Annotated in this window: 18 protein-coding genes; 7 read left to right on the forward strand and 11 right to left on the reverse strand. The window is 61.0% G+C overall.

All coding sequences use genetic code 11. From position 1 onward, the window contains the following. Position 1: 1 nt before the first annotated feature. The 5 genes from BMZ91_RS13030 to BMZ91_RS13050 are packed head-to-tail and all read left to right on the forward strand — an operon-like array spanning position 2 to position 3,060. Complete coding sequence (locus tag BMZ91_RS13030) at positions 2 to 355, forward strand: Na+/H+ antiporter subunit C (RefSeq protein ID WP_092839573.1); 354 nt, start codon at positions 2 to 4, stop codon at positions 353 to 355. Further along, positions 352 to 1,884, forward strand: coding sequence for a monovalent cation/H+ antiporter subunit D (locus tag BMZ91_RS13035; RefSeq protein WP_092839575.1), 1,533 nt, complete (start codon positions 352 to 354; stop codon positions 1,882 to 1,884). The genes BMZ91_RS13030 and BMZ91_RS13035 overlap by 4 nt, the downstream gene beginning before the upstream one ends. A gap of 13 nt (positions 1,885 to 1,897) precedes the next feature. Then, positions 1,898 to 2,389, forward strand: a complete 492-nt coding sequence (locus BMZ91_RS13040) for a Na+/H+ antiporter subunit E (protein ID WP_092839578.1) — start codon at positions 1,898 to 1,900, stop codon at positions 2,387 to 2,389. Next, positions 2,386 to 2,655, forward strand: coding sequence for a K+/H+ antiporter subunit F (locus BMZ91_RS13045; protein ID WP_092839581.1), 270 nt, complete (start codon positions 2,386 to 2,388; stop codon positions 2,653 to 2,655). Before BMZ91_RS13040 ends, BMZ91_RS13045 begins: the two co-directional genes overlap by 4 nt. A gap of 12 nt (positions 2,656 to 2,667) precedes the next feature. Further along, a complete protein-coding gene (locus tag BMZ91_RS13050; RefSeq protein ID WP_092839584.1) occupies positions 2,668 to 3,060 on the forward strand; it encodes a Na+/H+ antiporter subunit G in 393 nt (130 codons plus the stop codon). On the opposite strand, the gene BMZ91_RS13055 is transcribed toward BMZ91_RS13050, so the two are convergent. From BMZ91_RS13055 to ugpB, 4 genes are read right to left on the reverse strand one after another with little or no spacing between them, the layout of a single operon-like run. Further along, positions 3,057 to 4,106, reverse strand: coding sequence for an ABC transporter ATP-binding protein (locus tag BMZ91_RS13055; protein ID WP_092839587.1), 1,050 nt, complete (start codon positions 4,104 to 4,106; stop codon positions 3,057 to 3,059). The two genes, BMZ91_RS13050 and BMZ91_RS13055, sit on opposite strands and share 4 nt — an antisense overlap. A gap of 4 nt (positions 4,107 to 4,110) precedes the next feature. Continuing rightward, positions 4,111 to 4,947 (reverse strand): sn-glycerol-3-phosphate ABC transporter permease UgpE, encoded by an 837-nt coding sequence (ugpE, locus tag BMZ91_RS13060; RefSeq protein ID WP_092839806.1) that lies wholly within the window; start codon positions 4,945 to 4,947, stop codon positions 4,111 to 4,113. A 20-nt stretch (positions 4,948 to 4,967) separates the two neighbouring features. Continuing rightward, complete coding sequence (ugpA, locus tag BMZ91_RS13065; RefSeq protein ID WP_092839590.1) at positions 4,968 to 5,849, reverse strand: sn-glycerol-3-phosphate ABC transporter permease UgpA; 882 nt, start codon at positions 5,847 to 5,849, stop codon at positions 4,968 to 4,970. Positions 5,850 to 5,907: 58 nt separating this feature from the next. Then, positions 5,908 to 7,221 carry a sn-glycerol-3-phosphate ABC transporter substrate-binding protein UgpB gene (gene ugpB / locus BMZ91_RS13070; protein WP_092839593.1) on the reverse strand — a complete coding sequence of 438 codons (1,314 nt, stop codon included), beginning with the start codon at positions 7,219 to 7,221 and terminating at the stop codon, positions 5,908 to 5,910. 166 nt (positions 7,222 to 7,387) lie between these two features. Between ugpB and BMZ91_RS13075 the strand changes: the two genes are divergently transcribed. Continuing rightward, positions 7,388 to 8,326, forward strand: a complete 939-nt coding sequence (locus BMZ91_RS13075) for a LysR substrate-binding domain-containing protein (protein ID WP_092839596.1) — start codon at positions 7,388 to 7,390, stop codon at positions 8,324 to 8,326. Positions 8,327 to 8,329: 3 nt separating this feature from the next. On the opposite strand, the gene bhcD is transcribed toward BMZ91_RS13075, so the two are convergent. The 4 genes from bhcD to bhcA all read right to left on the reverse strand — a co-directional run bounded on the left by bhcD (position 8,330) and on the right by bhcA (position 12,748). Continuing rightward, entirely contained in the window at positions 8,330 to 9,328 is a 999-nt protein-coding gene (gene bhcD / locus BMZ91_RS13080) for an iminosuccinate reductase BhcD (RefSeq protein ID WP_092839599.1), read from the reverse strand. A 73-nt stretch (positions 9,329 to 9,401) separates the two neighbouring features. After that, complete coding sequence (gene bhcC / locus BMZ91_RS13085; protein WP_092839602.1) at positions 9,402 to 10,565, reverse strand: 3-hydroxy-D-aspartate aldolase BhcC; 1,164 nt, start codon at positions 10,563 to 10,565, stop codon at positions 9,402 to 9,404. Between the two features lie 10 nt (positions 10,566 to 10,575). Beyond that, positions 10,576 to 11,544: a beta-hydroxyaspartate dehydratase BhcB gene (gene bhcB / locus BMZ91_RS13090; protein ID WP_092839606.1), complete on the reverse strand. Its 969-nt coding sequence runs from the start codon at positions 11,542 to 11,544 to the stop codon at positions 10,576 to 10,578. 13 nt (positions 11,545 to 11,557) lie between these two features. Beyond that, positions 11,558 to 12,748 (reverse strand): L-aspartate--glyoxylate aminotransferase BhcA, encoded by a 1,191-nt coding sequence (gene bhcA, locus BMZ91_RS13095; protein ID WP_092839609.1) that lies wholly within the window; start codon positions 12,746 to 12,748, stop codon positions 11,558 to 11,560. 202 nt (positions 12,749 to 12,950) lie between these two features. Between bhcA and bhcR the strand changes: the two genes are divergently transcribed. Continuing rightward, positions 12,951 to 13,778 carry an HTH-type transcriptional regulator BhcR gene (gene bhcR / locus BMZ91_RS13100; RefSeq protein WP_092839809.1) on the forward strand — a complete coding sequence of 276 codons (828 nt, stop codon included), beginning with the start codon at positions 12,951 to 12,953 and terminating at the stop codon, positions 13,776 to 13,778. A gap of 1 nt (position 13,779) precedes the next feature. On the opposite strand, the gene BMZ91_RS13105 is transcribed toward bhcR, so the two are convergent. From BMZ91_RS13105 to BMZ91_RS13115, 3 genes are read right to left on the reverse strand one after another with little or no spacing between them, the layout of a single operon-like run. Beyond that, the gene (locus BMZ91_RS13105) at positions 13,780 to 15,171 is read right to left on the reverse strand and encodes an FAD/NAD(P)-dependent oxidoreductase (protein ID WP_092839612.1); all 1,392 of its coding nucleotides are present in this window, start codon (positions 15,169 to 15,171) and stop codon (positions 13,780 to 13,782) included. Next, on the reverse strand, positions 15,171 to 15,467 hold the full coding sequence (locus BMZ91_RS13110) for a (2Fe-2S)-binding protein (RefSeq protein WP_245736373.1): 297 nt from the start codon (positions 15,465 to 15,467) through the stop codon (positions 15,171 to 15,173). Before BMZ91_RS13110 ends, BMZ91_RS13105 begins: the two co-directional genes overlap by 1 nt. Further along, positions 15,445 to 16,542, reverse strand: a complete 1,098-nt coding sequence (locus BMZ91_RS13115; RefSeq protein WP_092839618.1) for an NAD(P)/FAD-dependent oxidoreductase — start codon at positions 16,540 to 16,542, stop codon at positions 15,445 to 15,447. Before BMZ91_RS13115 ends, BMZ91_RS13110 begins: the two co-directional genes overlap by 23 nt. Positions 16,543 to 16,611 lie beyond the last annotated feature (69 nt).

Raw genomic sequence — 16,611 nt, forward strand, 5'->3', positions numbered from 1 at the left:
CATGGAAATGCTACTGGCAAGCGCAATTGGCGCGCTCAGCGCGGCGGGCATCTACCTCATGCTGCGGCTGCGCAGTTTTCCGGTGATCATAGGTATTTCACTGCTTAGCTATGCGGTGAACCTGTTTCTGTTCGCGACCGGGCGTCTGGCGGTTAATGCACCGCCGGTGCTGCGCGACGGGGTCGAAACCTATACCGACCCTCTGCCGCAGGCGCTTGTGCTAACGGCGATTGTGATTTCCTTCGGGATGACAGCGGTCATCGTGATCATGGCGCTTGGCTCATACCTGTCGTCGCGCAGTGATACGGTCAATATCACGCGTGACACCCCCGCAGAGCAGGAGGGCGACGCATGAACCACTGGATTATCGCGCCTGTTGTTCTGCCGGCCGTCATGGCCTCTATCATCACACTGACAGTGCGCTTTCACCCGCAATTGCAACGGATCTTTTCGCTGGCAAGCTGTGGCGCGCTTTTGGCGATTGCGCTTGGCCTGACGGCAGTTGCCGCAACCGGCAGCATCGAGGTCTACGAGCTTGGCAACTGGCCCGCGCCCTTTGGCATCGTTCTTGTGCTTGACCGCCTGTCGGCGCTGATGGTGCTTATCACGGCGGCGCTTGCATTGGTGGTGTTACTTTACGCCATCGGCAGCGGCTGGGATCAGCGTGGCAACAATTTCCACGCCCTGTTCCAGTTTCAGCTTATGGGCATTTTCGGCGCTTTCCTGACCGGCGATGCCTTTAACCTCTTCGTATTTTTCGAGGTGCTGCTGATTGCCTCATATGGGTTGATGATCCATGGCGGCGGGCAGCGGCGGCTTCGTGCGGGCGTTCAATATGTGATCTACAACCTCCTTGGCTCAACCCTGTTCCTGTTCGCTCTTGGCACGCTTTATGCGGTGACCGGCACGCTTAACATGGCCGATCTGGCCGAGCGGGCGGCGGAAATTCCGGTGGGCGAGAGTGGCCTGTTGCGGGTTGGCGCGGTGCTGCTCTTGCTGGTCTTTGCCATCAAGGCCGCGCTTTTGCCGCTGCATTTCTGGTTACCGGAAACCTATGCCGAAGCCCCGGCCCCGGTGGCGGCGCTGTTTGCGATTATGACCAAGGTCGGCGCCTATGCGATCCTGCGTATGTACACGCTTGTTTTCGGGCCCGAGCATGACGCAACGGCGGATATCATCCCGCCGCTGATCCTTTTCGCGGCGCTGGTGACGCTGGCGGTGGGGATGATCGGCATTCTGGGCGCACGGCGGCTTGGGCGGCTTGCGGCCTTTGCGGCGATTGCATCCATGGGCACACTGTTGATTGCGATCTCGGGCTTTCGCCCCGAGACCACGGCGGCGGCAATCTATTACATGATCCACTCGACATTCGCCGGCGCGCTGTTGTTTCTGGTGGTCGATCTGGTGCGTTCCCAACGGGGCGAGGCCCGTGGCGCGATGACGCCCGCCCCGCGCATGGCGCAACACGGGATCATTGCGGCACTGTTCTTCGCCTCAGCGATTGCAAGCGCCGGGATGCCGCCGCTGTCGGGCTTTATCGGCAAGCTCTTGATCATGGATGCGGTACGCGACATGCCTGAGGTCTGGCTTATCTGGTCGGTAATCCTGGTCACCTCGCTTGTGGGCATTTTGGGCTTTGCCCAGGCCGGCAGCGCTATCTTCTGGAAAACCACCACGCCCGAGCCAGTACCCGAAGACGCCGATGCCGCACCAGTCGCCGCCACGCCGACACCGGCCCTGCCGCTGGTGGCGAGCTTTACCATGCTGGCGGGGATTATTGCCCTGTCGGTCTTTGCAGGCCCGGTGACGCATTATACCGAGGCCACGGCGGATCAGATTCACACCCCGAGCGGTTATATCAACGCCGTTCTTGGCCAACGCTGACGGAGGGCGAACGATGCTGCGCAAGATACTGCCCCATCCCTTGCTAACCCTGACGCTGATCGTTGTCTGGCAGATGCTGGTGAACAAGCTGACGCTTGGGAATCTTCTGTTGGGAACGATCCTCGGGCTGATCATTCCGGTCATCACCTCGCCCTATTGGCCCAACAGCCCGCGCCTTACGAGTGTGCCGCGCATCATCGGCTATGTGCTTCTGGTGATCTGGGATATCATCGTCGCCAATGTGCAGGTCGCCTATATCGTCCTGTTCAAGGCCAACGCCAATATCAAACCCGCCTGGATCAGCATCCCGCTTGATCTGCGCACCCCCGAGGCGATTACCGTGCTGGCGGGCACGATCACCATGACCCCCGGCACCGTGTCCAGCGATCTGTCGGCGGATGGCCGGAGCCTTTTGGTCCATTGCCTCGATGCCCCCGATCCCGACGCGGTGCGCGACGACATCAAGAGCCGCTATGAACGGCGCCTGAAGGAGATTTTCGAATGATCGAATATGCCCTCCTGTTTGCCTTTTCCTGTTACGGGCTGGCCCTGTTGATGAACATCTATCGCATCATTCAGGCCCCCGGCCCCGGCGACCGCATCCTGGCGCTTGATACGTTGGTGGTGAATGCCATCGCGCTTTTGGCCCTGTTTGGCATCCTCGAAGGCACGACCGTCTATTTCGAAGCCTCGATGATCATTGCCATGACCGGCTTTATCTCAACCGTGTCCTTCACGCGCTTCATGCTGCGTGGCGACATTATCGAATAAGGGGGCAGGACAATGATCATAGAAATTCTGGTTTCGGTCTGTCTGGTGATCAGCGGCATTTTCGGGCTGGTCGGCTCTTTCGGGCTTATCAAGCTGCCAGACCCGATGATGCGCCTGCATGCGCCGACCAAGGCCACGACCCTTGGGGTTGGCGGGGCGCTTGTCGCCTCGATGCTCTACATGCATTTCATCAACGGGAATTTTTCGTTTCACGAGCTGATGATCACGCTGTTCCTGTTCCTGACCGCGCCGGTCACCGGCAACTTTATCGCCAAGACGCATCTGCATCTCAACCATAAGGCAAGCGATCTGCCGCCCACCGGCACAGACCGGCCCTGGGCGACGTTTGAAAGCGATGCAATGCGCGAAAAAATCGAAGCCGCGGAAGACGCCAAGGCAGATTAGCCAATCCGCCGCCCGGTCTCTGCATCGAAAAGATGCAGATTCTGCGGCTCAATCGACAGGCGCAGCGATGCCTCGCCCGGCATGACCCGGTGAACGCCCGGCAGGCTTGCGGTAAAGCCCGCCCCCGAGGCCAGCTTGCCATGCAAAAGCGTGTTCGCGCCAAGCGGTTCGGCCAGCATCACCTGCATTTCAACAGGTCCGTCAGGATTTGGCGACAGATGCTCGGGGCGTAGCCCGAGCATGACCGGCCCCGTGATCCCTGTCGGGGCGGGCAAGGTGACGCCACCAAAATGCAGGGCGCCCTCATGCGCCTCAGCCGCAATCACATTCATCGAGGGGCTGCCGATGAACTGCGCCGCAAAAAGCGTCTCGGGGCGCTCATAGACGTCCAGCGGCGTGCCGATCTGTTCGGCCACCCCGCCATTCATCACGATCATCCGGTCGGCCATGGTCATCGCCTCGACCTGATCATGGGTCACGTAAAGCGAGGTGATACCGAGTTTCGATTGCAGCTCCTTGATTTCAAGGCGCATCTGCACCCGAAGCTTGGCGTCAAGATTCGAGAGCGGCTCGTCAAACAGAAAGACCGACGGCGCACGTACGATGGCGCGCCCCATCGCCACCCTTTGCCGTTGCCCGCCCGAAAGCTGTTTGGGCTTGCGATCCAGCAATTCGGTCAGCTGCAAAAGCCTGGCCGCCTCGGCGACCTTGGCGGCAATCTCGGGCTTGGGCAGCCCCGCGATCTTGAGGCCATAGCCCATGTTCTGCGCCACGCTCATATGCGGGTAAAGCGCGTAATTTTGAAACACCATGGCAATATCGCGATCCATCGGTTCAAGGTCATTGGCGCGTGTGCCATTGATCCGCAATTCACCCTCGCTGATCGTCTCAAGCCCGGCGACCATCCGTAAAAGCGTGGACTTGCCACAGCCCGAGGGCCCGACGATCACGACAAATTCGCCGTCCTGCACGCTCAGGCTGACGCCCTTGATCACCTCGGTTGCGCCAAAGCGTTTCTTGATATTGTCGAGGTCTACAGTTGCCATTGTGTTACTTCTCGCTGTCCACAAGCCCGCGGATAAACAGTTTCTGCATTGAAATGACCACCACCACCGGCGGCACCATCGCCAAAATCGAGGTGGCCATGATCACCGGCCAATCGGCCACATCGTCGCCCGACGGGAACATCTGCTTGATGCCCATCACGATGGTGTTCATCGACGGATCGGTGGTGATCAGAAGCGGCCAGAGGTACTGGTTCCAGCCATAGATAAACAGGATCACAAACAGCGCCGCCACGTTGGTGCGGCTCATCGGCAAAAGGATATCCCAGAAAAACCGCATCGCGCCTGCGCCATCGACCCGCGCCGCCTCGGCCAATTCATCGGGCACGGTCAGAAAGAATTGCCGGAACAGAAAGGTCGCCGTCGCCGAGGCGATCAGCGGAAAGATCAGGCCGGAATAGCTATTGAGCATGCCAAAGCCTGCGATCACCTCATAGGTCGGCACGATGCGCACCTCGACCGGCAGCATGAGGGTGAGGAAGATCAGCCAGAAGAAGATGTTGCGCCCCGGAAAGCGGAAATAGACAATCGCAAAAGCCGACAGAAGCGAGATGATGATCTTGCCCACCGCGATTCCGATGGCCATCACCATCGAGTTGGCCAACATCGTCAGCACCGGCACATTCACCCCCGAGAAAAGCGCGGCAGTGTAGTTTTCAACGAACCGATCGCCAGGCCAGAGCGGCATTGGCGGCTGCACGATCTCGGGCTGGGTCACGGTCGAGGCGACAAAGGCAAGCCAGATCGGAAAGAAGATCACCAGCACCCCAATGATCATCAACAGATGCGTCAGCCAAAGGCCCATACCGCGCCGCTCGACCATGCCTGTAATCTCGCGCGCCATCAGTAATGCACCCGCTTTTCGATGTATTTGAACTGTACCACGGTCAGCAATCCGACAACCACCAGCAAGATCACCGATTGCGCGGCAGACGACCCCAGATCCTGACCGACGAAACCGTCGGAGAACACCTTGTAGACAAGGATCGTGGTCGCTTGTTGCGGCCCGCCGCCGGTGATGGTGTGAATGACGCCGAAGGTCTCGAAAAACGCATAGACCACGTTGACCACCAAGAGGAAAAACGTGGTTGGCGACAGCAGCGGCAGGACGATGGTAAAGAACCGGCGCCAGAACCGCGCGCCGTCAATTGCCGCCGCCTCGATGATCGAACGCGGCACCGCCTGAAGCGCTGCAAAGAAGAACAAAAAGTTATAGCTGATCCGCCCCCAGCTTGAGGCGACGACCACAAGGCCCATCGCCTCGCCCTGGTTCAACACGTGATTCCAGTCATAACCCAATTGCCCCAGATACCAAGCCACCACGCCGACGCGGGTGTTGAACATGAACAGCCAGAGCACCCCCGCCACCGCCGGGGCCACCGCATAGGGCCAGATCAACAGCGTGCGATAAACCCCCGCCGAATTCACCAGTCGATCCGCCAGCACCGCGAGGAACAGCGCCGGCACCATCGCGGTCAGCGTGACCAGCGTCGAAAAGATCGCCGTGGTCACAAATGCACTTCGGTAATAGGGATCGCCCAGAAGGTATTCGAAATTGCCAAGCCCCACGAACCGCGACGACAGGCCGAACGGGTCGGGGATGAAAAGCGATTGCCACACCGCCTGCCCCGCCGGGTAAAAGAAAAACACCGCCGAGATGACCACCTGCGGCGCAATCAGGCAGAGCGGCAAAAGCCAGCCTTTGAAGGTGACGCGTTTTTCCATGATCTGCCCCTTGGGTCAAACGGGCCGGGGCAACGCGTCCGGCCCGATCGCAACCGGCCTAGCGGTTGGCCTGCTCGAACCGGCGCAGCAACTGATTGCCGCGCGTGACCGCACTGTCAAGCGCCGCCTGGGCGTCCTTGTCACCGGACCAGACCGCCTCTAGCTCTTCGTCGATGATGCCGCGAATCTGATCGAATGAGCCAAGCCGAAGCCCCTTTGAATTCGCCGTCGGTTGTTTCGCGGTCATCTGGATCACCGCCACATCGGTGCCGGGATTGGCGTCATAAAACCCGTCGGCGCGGGTCTTTTCGCCGGCCGCAATCGTGATCGGCAGGTATCCGGTATCCTGATGCCATTTCGCCTGAACATCGACCGACGACAGGAAGTTCAGGAACGCCGCGACGCCCTCATACTCCTCGGCGTCATGGCCCGCCATCACCCAGAGCGACGCCCCGCCGATGATAGTGTTCTGCGGCGCGCCTTTGACGCCCTCCCAATAGGGCAAGGGACGCACGTCGAAGTCAAACTGCGCCTCGGCTTTGATCCCGGCATATCCGGCAGAGCTTTCGGTAAAGAGCGCGCATTCGCCAGCGCGGAAATTGGCGCCGCCCTCGTTGCGGCGACCGGCATAGATGAATTTGCCCTCATCGGCCCATTCGCCCATCTGCGAGATATGCTGAACCTGAACCGGCCCGTTCAGGGCTAGCTCGGTATCGAGCCCGGCAAAGCCGTTATCCTTGGTGGCGAAAGGCACGTCATGATAGGCCGAGAGGTTTTCAAGGTGAATCCAGCTCTGCCAGGCGGTGGTCAGCGGGCAGTCGTGGCCCGCGTCTTTCAGCTTGTCCAGCACCGCATCGACATTCTGCCAGGTGGAGAGGTCGGTATCGGGGTCGATGCCTGCACCATCCAGCGCGTCGCGATTGACCCAGAGAACCGGCGTGGACGAGTTGAACGGCAGCGACAGCATTTCCCCGTTCGCGGTGGTATAATAGCCTTTGACCGCGCCGATAAAGGCATCCTGGTCAAACTCGGCATCGGCCTCGGACATGACCTGATAGATCGGCTTGATCGCACCCTCGGCCGCCATCATCGTGGCGGTGCCGACCTCGAACACCATCAGGATCTGCGGCTGTTCACCGGCGCGAAAGGCGGCGATGCCGGCGTTCAGGGTTTCCGAATAGTTGCCCTTATGGGTGGCCACTACGGTATAATCGCTTTGGCCGTTGTTAAAGCTCTCGACCTGCGCGGCGACCAATTCGCCCAGGCGCCCGGTGAAGGCATGCCACAATTCAATCTCGGTCTCGGCCATCGCCGCCATTGGCGACAACATCGTGGTTCCGGCGAGCAATGCGCCAAAGGCAGTCTTTTGCATGTTTTCCTCCCAGGTGACATGGCGGACCGCGCTGTGCCGTCCGCCGCGGTGTTCGAATAGGGAATACGCTACACGGAAACAAGCATAATACAATACAGCTTTTTCTTGCCTATTTATAATATCATATTATTGTCATATACTTTCCCGAGACAGGGAAAGGTCGCCTATGCCCGCTCGCCTGCGCCTCAGACAGCTGGAAGCGCTTGAATGCGTTGCCGAGACCGGGTCAATGACCCGCGCCGCCGAAGGGCTGGGCATCTCGCAACCTGCCGTCAGCCGTCTGCTGTCCGATCTTGCCTCCGAGGTCGGCTTTCAGCTTTTTGACCGTCGCAACGGGCGCCTTATCCCGACGCAAGAGGCGCGGTTTTTGCTGCCCGATATTCACCGGCTTCTGGAAATGCTTGATCATATCGGCGAGGTGAGCCGCCATTTGAACGACCGCAAGGCCGGGCATCTGCGCATTGCCTGCTTGCCGGGCTTTGCCACAAGCCATCTGCCCGGGGTTCTGGCGCGGTTTCTGGCAGAGCGCCCCGGCGTTACCGCTACAATAGAGCCCGACCGCCCCGAACGCATTCTGGAATGGATCGTCGGCGAGCAATATGATTTCGCCATCACCGACAGTTTTGATGCTCATCCGGCGGTCACCAGCGAAACGATATCGGTCCGCTCGGTCTGCGTGATGCCCGAGGATCATCCGCTTTTGGCGCGCGAGGTGATCACCCCCGCCGATCTTGCCGATCAGCGGCTTATCCACACCCGACGCGATTCCGCCTTTTTCCGCGAGTTGAACGAGGTGTTCCTGTCTGAGGGAGTCGAGATCAATTCGATTGTCGAGACGCGACAGTTCACCGCCGCCTGCGAGCTGGTTTTGCGCCGTGTCGGCCTGTCGATCATCAGCGAGCTGGATGCCGCCGGTTACGCCGGGCGCGGACTGGCGTTTCGTGCCTTTGCGCCCGCAGTGCCGCACCGTCTGGCATTGGTGCGCCCGTTGCACAAGCATCCCTCGATGATCACGCTGGAATTCATGGAAATCTTCCGCGACAGCCTGCGCGCGTTTGAGCTGGCCACGGGACCGGCACAGGGGGGCGGCACAGCGCCCCCCTGACCGTCAAAGCGCGACCGGAGTGACCAGCCCCTGTTCGCGCGCAAGCCGCGCCGCGACCGAGGCCACCGCCAGATCCTGTAGGCCGACGCCGGTGCCGTCAAAAAGCGTGATCTCGTCATCGCTGCTGCGGCCCGGATGGGTGGCGTTGATCACCTCGCCAATCGCCGTCAGGTCACCCTCGCCGATAAGCCCGCTGGCCACCGCATGCTGGGCCTCGCCGATGGTGATGGATTGCGCGATCTCATCGGCAAAGACCGTGGCCGATTTGAACAGCGCCGGATCGACCTCCTGCTTGCCTTTGGTATCGGTGCCCATACAGGCGATATGTGTGCCCGGCTTGATCCAATCGGCCATGATCAGCGGCTCAAACGCGCTTGTGATTGTGATGATCACATCGGCCTGCGCGCCAAGGCCCTCGGGCGTGACCGCCTCGAAGGCAAGGCCAAGTTCTTCGGCCACCGCCGCCAGACGCGGCAGCATGTCGGGATGCGGATTCCAGGCGACGACACGCTCGAAATCGCGCTGCTCAACGGCGGCACGCAACTGAAACGTCGATTGATGGCCGGCGCCGACCATGCCCAAAACCTTCGCATCCTTGCGCGCCAGATGGGCGATCGACACCGCAGAGGAGGCCGCCGTGCGCAGCGCCGTCAGGTAGTTGCCGCCGACAAGCGCCACAAGCCGCCCGGTGTCAGGATCAAACAGACAGACCGTCGATTGATGATTGGTCAGCCCCTTGGCCATATTGCCCGGCCAATAGCCGCCCGCCTTGACGCCAAGAACCATGCCCGCGCGATCAAAGCCCGACTTGAAGCCGTACAACGCATCGGCATGGCCAATCGCCTCGCGGACCACCGGAAAGTTATAGGCATCACCGCGCGCCATGGCGCCGAACACGGCCTCGACGGCCGAAAAGGCATCGGGCCGGCGAATGACCTGTTCGCAAATCTCTTCGCTGACAATCAGCAGCCCGTCATCGGTATTGGCGCTCATCTCGTTCATCTCCAACAGTCTTATGGTTTGAAAGGGGCGGCCCACACCAAGCGGGCCGCCCTTGTAGTCTGCGGTCGAGGACTTAGTACGCCTTGCCGCGCGCCGAGACCGGCCAGAGGGTTTCAACCTTGCCACCCCGCACACCGACATACCAGTCATGCACGTTGCAGGTCGGATCGCAGTGACCCGGCACCAGTTTGAGCTTGTCATTGACCTTGAGCACGCCCTTGGGGTCGGCGACAACGCCATGCTCATCCGAGCATTTGACATATTCCACGTCCGTCCGGCCATAAACGGTCGGCAGGCCGCTATCGACCGACTGTGCCTTGAGGCCAGCATCGACAATCGCCTTGTCGGGTTTGGCATGGCTCATGACAGAGGTCAGGATGAACAACGCATTTTCCCACTCGCCACGGTCAATCCGGTTGCCGTCCTTGTCGAGGATACGACCGTAATCGGCATCCATGAAGGCATAGGACCCGCATTGCAATTCGTTGAACACATTCGAAGCGCTCTCGAAGTAATACGACCCGGTGCCGCCGCCGCCAACGATATCGCTCTCGATTCCTTCGGCCTTTAGAAGGTCAAGCGTATCGGACACTTGCTGAATGGCGATATCGGTCTTGGCTTTGCGATCCTCGTAGCTGTCCATATGCTGCATCGCGCCCTGATAGGCTTGGATGCCGGCATATTTCAGGCCCGGCGCGGCCTCGATCGCTTTGGCAAGCTCAACCACTGGCTGCCCGTATTGCACGCCACAGCGCCCCGCGCCAACGTCGATCTCGACAAGGCATTCGATTTGCGTGCCATGCTTTTGCGCCGCCGCCGAAAGGTCGGCGACATTGTCGAGATCATCGACACAGCAAATGGTGCGCGCGCCCAGTTTGGGCATGCGGGCAAGCCGGTCGATCTTTTCTGGTTGCGTCACCTGGTTGGAGACCAGCACATCCTTGATGCCGCCACGGGCGAACACCTCGGCCTCTGACACCTTCTGACAGCAGACCCCGCACGACCCGCCAAGGCGTTCCTGCAACAGGGCCACATCGACCGATTTGTGCATCTTGCCATGCACCCGGTGGCGCATACCGTGGGATTTGGCGAAATCGCCCATTTTCTTGATGTTGCGCTCAAGCGCGTCCAGATCCAGCACAAGGCAGGGGGTCTGGATATCGGCCTCGTCCATGCCCGGCAGGGCAGGCACGTCAAAGCCGACTTCGAGATCGTCAAATGTCACAGGCTTGTTCATTTCAGTATCCTCACTTGATCCAGGGAAGCGTGTCGAGATCGACATTGCCACCGGTGATAATCACGCCGACACGTTTGCCGGCAAAGGTCTCGCGGTTCTTCAGGATCGTGGCCAGCGGCACGGCGCAGCTTGCCTCGATCACGATCTTCATGCGCTGCCAGGTCAGCTTCATCGCGTCGATGATTTCCTGCTCGCTGGCGGTCAGGATATCGGTCACGTCATGGGACACGAAATGCCAGGTGTTTTCCTTGAGCGGCACCTTGAGCCCATCGGCCACCGTCACCGGCGCATCATCGGCGATGATATGACCGGCCTTGAAGCTGCGATAGGCGTCATCGGCCTGTTCGGGCTCTGCGGCATAGATTCTCACGCCCGGCGCGAGGTTCGACAGCGTCAGACAGGTGCCCGACACCATGCCACCGCCGCCAATCGGCGCGACCACCGCGTCTAGGCCCTCGGTCTGTTCCAGAAGTTCCGCCGAACAGGTCGCCTGCCCCGCGATCACCCGCACATCGTTATAGGGATGCACGAATTCGGCGCCGGTTTCGGCCTGAACCCGGGCAAACACCTCTTCGCGGCTTGTGGTCGAGGGTTCGCATTCGGTGATGATGCCGCCATAGCCGCGCACGGCGGCCTTTTTCGCCTCGGGCGCGGTGCGTGGCATCACCACATGGCACGGGATACCACGACGCCCGGCGGCATAGCTCAGGCTAAGCGCGTGATTGCCCGAACTATGGGTGGCGACGCCGCGTTTGGCCATCTCGTCGCTAAGACCAAAGACCGCGTTCGACGCGCCGCGCACCTTGAACGCTCCGGCCTTTTGAAAGTTCTCGCATTTGAAGAACAGCTCTGCCCCGGTCAGATCATTGAGATAGGACGAGGTCAGAACCGGCGTGCGGTGAACATAGGGCGCGATCCGCTCGCGCGCCGCCAGCATGTCGCCGATCGTCAATTCGCTGGCCGTTTTGATATCAAGCATTCCGGTCTCTCCTTCAGGCCGCCTTGGCCAGGGCGGGTTTGGTGGTGGCGCGGAAATACTCCTGCGCGGCGACAACCCCACTGCCAAGCTTAACGGGGTAGCCTAGATCGGCCATCGCCATTTCAATGGTTGCAAGACCCGACAGAACCATCGTGTCGGTCAGGCTTCCAAGATGGCCGATCCGAAACGCCCGGCCGTTCATCTCGCCCATGCCGATGCCAAAGCTGACACCATAGGTGGCAAAAACATGCTCGATCAGGGCGTTGCTGTCAAAGCCCTCGGGCACGAACACCGCGCTGACCGTATCAGAGTAAAGCTCAGGGCTTTGCGCCACCAGCCTGAGCCCCCAGGCATCAACCGCACGGCGCACGCCGGTCGCCAGACGGTGATGGCGGGCATAGACGTTTTCAAGCCCTTCCTCGAACAGCATCTTGAGGCTTTCAGCCATGCCATAGATCAACTGCAACGGCGGCGTATAGGGGTATCCGCCGCCTGCGTTGGCGCTCATCATGTCGCGGAAATCAAAGAAGGTGCGCGGCAGTTTGGCGGTGTCCATCGCAGCAATCGCCTTGGGGCTGACGGCAAGGATTGCCATGCCGGTGGCCAGCATGAACCCCTTTTGCGAGCCCGATACCGCGATATCCACGCCCCAGTCATCCATGCGGAATTCCATCGAGCCAAGCGAGCTGACGCAATCGACAAACATCATCGCCGGGTGGTTGGCGGTGTTCATCGCGCGGCGCACGGCGGCAATATCGGATTTCACGCCGGTTGCGGTCTCGTTATGGGTGACCAGAACCGCCTTGATGGCGTGATCGGCGTCGGCGCTCAACGCCTCCTGAAACTTGTCGGCGGGCGCACCGCTCCCCCAGGGGCATTCGATGATTTGCACGTTCAACCCGTGCCGTTGGCACATATCAATCCAGCGATGGCTGAACATGCCATAGCGCGCCACAAGAACCGTATCGCCGGGGCTGAGCGTGTTGGAAATCGCCGCCTCCCAGCCGCCGGTGCCGCTGGCGGGAAAGGTGATGATGGTGCCGGTTGTCGTGCGAAAAACCGTTTTACAGCCCTCAAGCACAGGCGTCAGCGTCTCGACAAACGCGGGCGAGCGGTGATCCTGGGTCTGCACCTGCATCGCACGGCGCAGCCGGTCGGGCATGTTGGTGGGGCCCGGAATAAAGACTGGATTTTGATCTGACATAGCCGTCATCCTTTTTCGGTGATGACCTATAGTGCCGCAGGATTCGATTTTCTGCAATTTTCTTGAAAGCATTTTTCATTATTAAAATAAAATACGCAATCCTTTGTTTTACGGTCATTTTTCTTTTTCCACATTTCCCCTATTATTATTAATGAAAATATTTTTTAATTGCATGCAAATGTCTACCGAAGGAACCCGCGCCATGACACCCCCCAAACGCGCCCGTGGTCGCCCCAAATCCCAGTTTGGCGAAAGCTCGGCCGGAACCATGCAATCGCTGGATCGCGCGCTCAGCGTGCTGGTTGCCGTTGCGCGCGAGGACCGCGCGACGCTGACCGATCTGTCGCTGGCGCTTGGCATTCCGACCGCCACCACGCACCGCATTCTGACCACCCTGCAAAAGCGCGATTTCGTGCGCTTTGACGACGAGCGTCAGGATTGGAGCATCGGCATCGAGGCCTATCGCACCGGGGTTGCCTTTCTCAAGCGCACCAACCTGTCGGATGTCGGGCGCCCGGTGATGCGCCGCCTGATGGAACAGACCGGCGAAACCGCCAATCTTGCGGTACGCGATGGCGCCGAGGTGGTGTTTATCGGCCAGGTCGAGACCCAGAACCCGATCCGCGCGTTCTTTCCGCCCGGATCGCGCACGCCAATGCATGCCTCGGGCACCGGCAAGGCGATTATGGCCGCCCTGCCCAAGGATCGGCTTTTGTCCCTGCTCAAGGGCGCCGGCCTAAAGGGGTTTACCGAGCAGACCCATGTCACCCCAAAGGCTCTGTTTGACGATCTGGCAAAAACCCGCGCGCGGGGCTGGTCGTTTGATCGCAATGAGCGCTACGACGGCATGTCCTGCATCGGCAGCGCGATTTTCAATGACCGGGGCGAGCCTTGCGCCGGGGTCTCGATCTCGGGCCCCAGCAGTCGGTTTTCCGACGCCCAGATCGCCGAGTTCGGCGCGGCGGTGGCGCAGGCCGCGGCAGAGATCACCCATCTGATCGCCGGGCAATCGGTTGACACGACCGGCTAGGTTATTCTGCCGCCTCCGGCGCATCGTCCATCGCCGCCAATTCGCCAAGCGTCACCGGCTTGAGCGGCGGGCGAATGCGATAGTATCCGGTCGCGTCGTGGCTCTGGCTATTTTCCTTGGCCAAAATCTGCGTCACGCTTAGCCCGCAATAACGCCCCTGACAGGGGCCCATCCCCGCACGGCCAAAGGCCTTGGTCTGATTCGGGCCGATACAGCCAAGCCTTGCATAGCCGCGAATATCCCCTGCCGTCACCTCTTCACACCGACATATGATTGTCTTGTCGGCCGGCGCAAGCGCTTCTGGCAGCGGCGGATAGGCTGCATCAAGAAACGGGCGCGCCGCAAGCTCGGATAGCATCGCGCGGCGCAATGACGCGCCTTCGGTATCGCGCGCAGTCGCGTCGATCGCCTCAAGACGAGCGGCAATATCGAGCGCCGCCAGACGCCCGGCAAGCGCCGCCACCTTTGCGCCGCCGATCCCCGCGCCATCCCCCGCGATATGAAGACATCCGACCGAGGTGGCGCCCCAGCCATCAAGCTCTGGCACGAAACACCGTTGCTGCGTGTTCCAGCAATGCGCCACCCCGACAGACCGCGCAGCCTGGGTATTGGGCACCACCCCGTGGTGCAGAAATACCGTGTCGCAAGCGATGCGATGCGCCCTGCCAAAGGCGGTAAATTCGACCGCTTCGGCACGCCCCTCGCCGGTGATCGCAATGCCATGCGCCCCCGTATGGCGCACCACCCCGGCGCGGCGGATTTCGTTGAGCAACCCAAGCCCCTTGAGCAGATAGCGCCAGCCGCGCAGCGCCCCGCCAATATGGCGCAACGCCCCCGTGAAATCGCCGCGTGTCTGGGTCTCGACCATGGCCAGCGGCGGCGTGCCCGCACGCACCATCTGGGCCGCGATCAGATAAAGCAGAGGGCCAGAGCCGACCAGCACTGCGCGCCGCGCCATAACCCCCGATTGCTTGAGCAGGATCTGCCCCGCGCCCGCCGTCATCACCCCCGGCAAGGTCCAACCCGGCAGCGGCATCGGTCGCTCAAGCGCGCCAGTGGCCAGCAACACATGACGTGCGTCAATCAGCGCGCCCTTGCCATCCTGCGTGTAGGCAAGGCGCGGGCCCTCCTCGATGGCCCAGACCACGGCCCCCGCCAGATGGGTGATCCCCGGCGCGCCAAGCCCGGCGGTCAGGGCACGCCCTTCGATGTACTCCTTGCCCAGAAGGTCACCGCGCAGCGGCGCAACCCGGTCAACATCGCGGTAAATCTGTCCGCCGGCGCGTGGCTGTTCATCCAGAATGCAGACCGACAGGCCCTTGCCCGCCGCCAATTGCGCCGCCGCCATGCCCGCAGGACCAGCCCCGATAATCGCAAGATCGACCCGCGCCATCACCTTTCCCCCGCTTGCGGCATGTCCAGAACCAGCCCGTCACTGACCTCCATCATGCAGGCCTGACGGGTCACGCCATCGACCTCGACAAGACAGTCGAAGCAGGCCCCCATCATGCAAAACGGGCCGCGCGGCGCACCAGACGCAGGCGTATGGCGAAAGGTCGTGATCCCGGCCCCAAGCAGGGCAGCGGCAAGGTTGGCCCCCTCGGGCAGGTGCAGGTCCTGTCCTCCAAAGCTCACCGCGACACGCGCGCGGCCCGCCTCAAGATCCTCAAACGGCAAAGCGTTGTTCACTGAACACCTCCAGATCAGGGGCCTTTTCAGTGCCCTCAAGCCATTCCGGCAAAAGCGTCGCATGTGCTGCGGCAAGGGTGATGCCGCTGTGACAGGTGACAAGGTACGCCCCCGGCATGGTTTCACTTTGCTGATAAATCGGCAAACCATCCGGCGACAACACCCGAAGCGCCCCCCAGCTGCGCACAAGCTGGGCGCGCGCAAGGGCGGGAAAGGCGGCAATCGCTTCGGCGGCAAGGCCCGACAGGCCCGGCTGCGTCACGCGGTCATCAAGGCCCACCTCTTCATTGGTGGCGCCGATCTGAATACCGCCCTCATCGACCTGCCGCGCGACAAGCGAGGGGCGGTTGATCATTTTTGGAAGTTTTTCGGTGATCAGAACCTGCCCGCGCTGTGCCCGGATCGGGGCGATAAACCCAAGTTTGGGGCCAAGCGTCATCGCGCCAAGCCCGGCGGAGAGGATCACCTTGGCGGATTTCACCACCGTGCCATCGGCGCAGGTTACGGTAAAGATATCGGCCTTGGTCACATCGGTGACCATCTTGCCGGTCAAAACCTGCCCGCCCCGGCGGCGCACGTCATCGGCCAACGCCTTCAAAAGGCGCAGCGGATTGGCATGCCCGTCTTGATGATGCAGGATCGCGCCGACCACCTTGGGGCCAATGGCCGGTTCTTGCTTGCGCAGGGCGTTATGACCCAGCACCTCGTAGGGGTAATCGCCGCCAAGTTTGGACTTCAACCCCTCGTAATCCCTGACCCGCGCCGCAAGGGTCTCTTCCGAGAAATGCAGGTCATAACCGCCGTTCTGTTCCAGCCCGACATCGCGCCCGGTTGCATCGCCAAGCGTGTCGGCAAACCCGCGCCATGCGGCGGCAGAGGTCTGTGACCAGCGGGCGTAGCGGGGTTGTGCCATGCCTTTGGATTGCACCCAGACAAGGCCGAAATTACCCCGGCTGGCACGAAACGATCCGTCATCGCCATCCAGAACAATCACCCGGCGGCCCTTGTTCAAAAGGCCCCAGGCCACCGACAGGCCGACAACGCCGCCGCCGATGATGGTATAATCCGCCTCCATACTGATGTCCTTTGGCTCGGGGGGTGGTCCGGGGGAAATCCCCCGGATAGCTCTGTTTTACTGTCGTGA

Source organism: Roseovarius lutimaris (assembly GCF_900115165.1).
Lineage (GTDB): Bacteria > Pseudomonadota > Alphaproteobacteria > Rhodobacterales > Rhodobacteraceae > Roseovarius > Roseovarius lutimaris.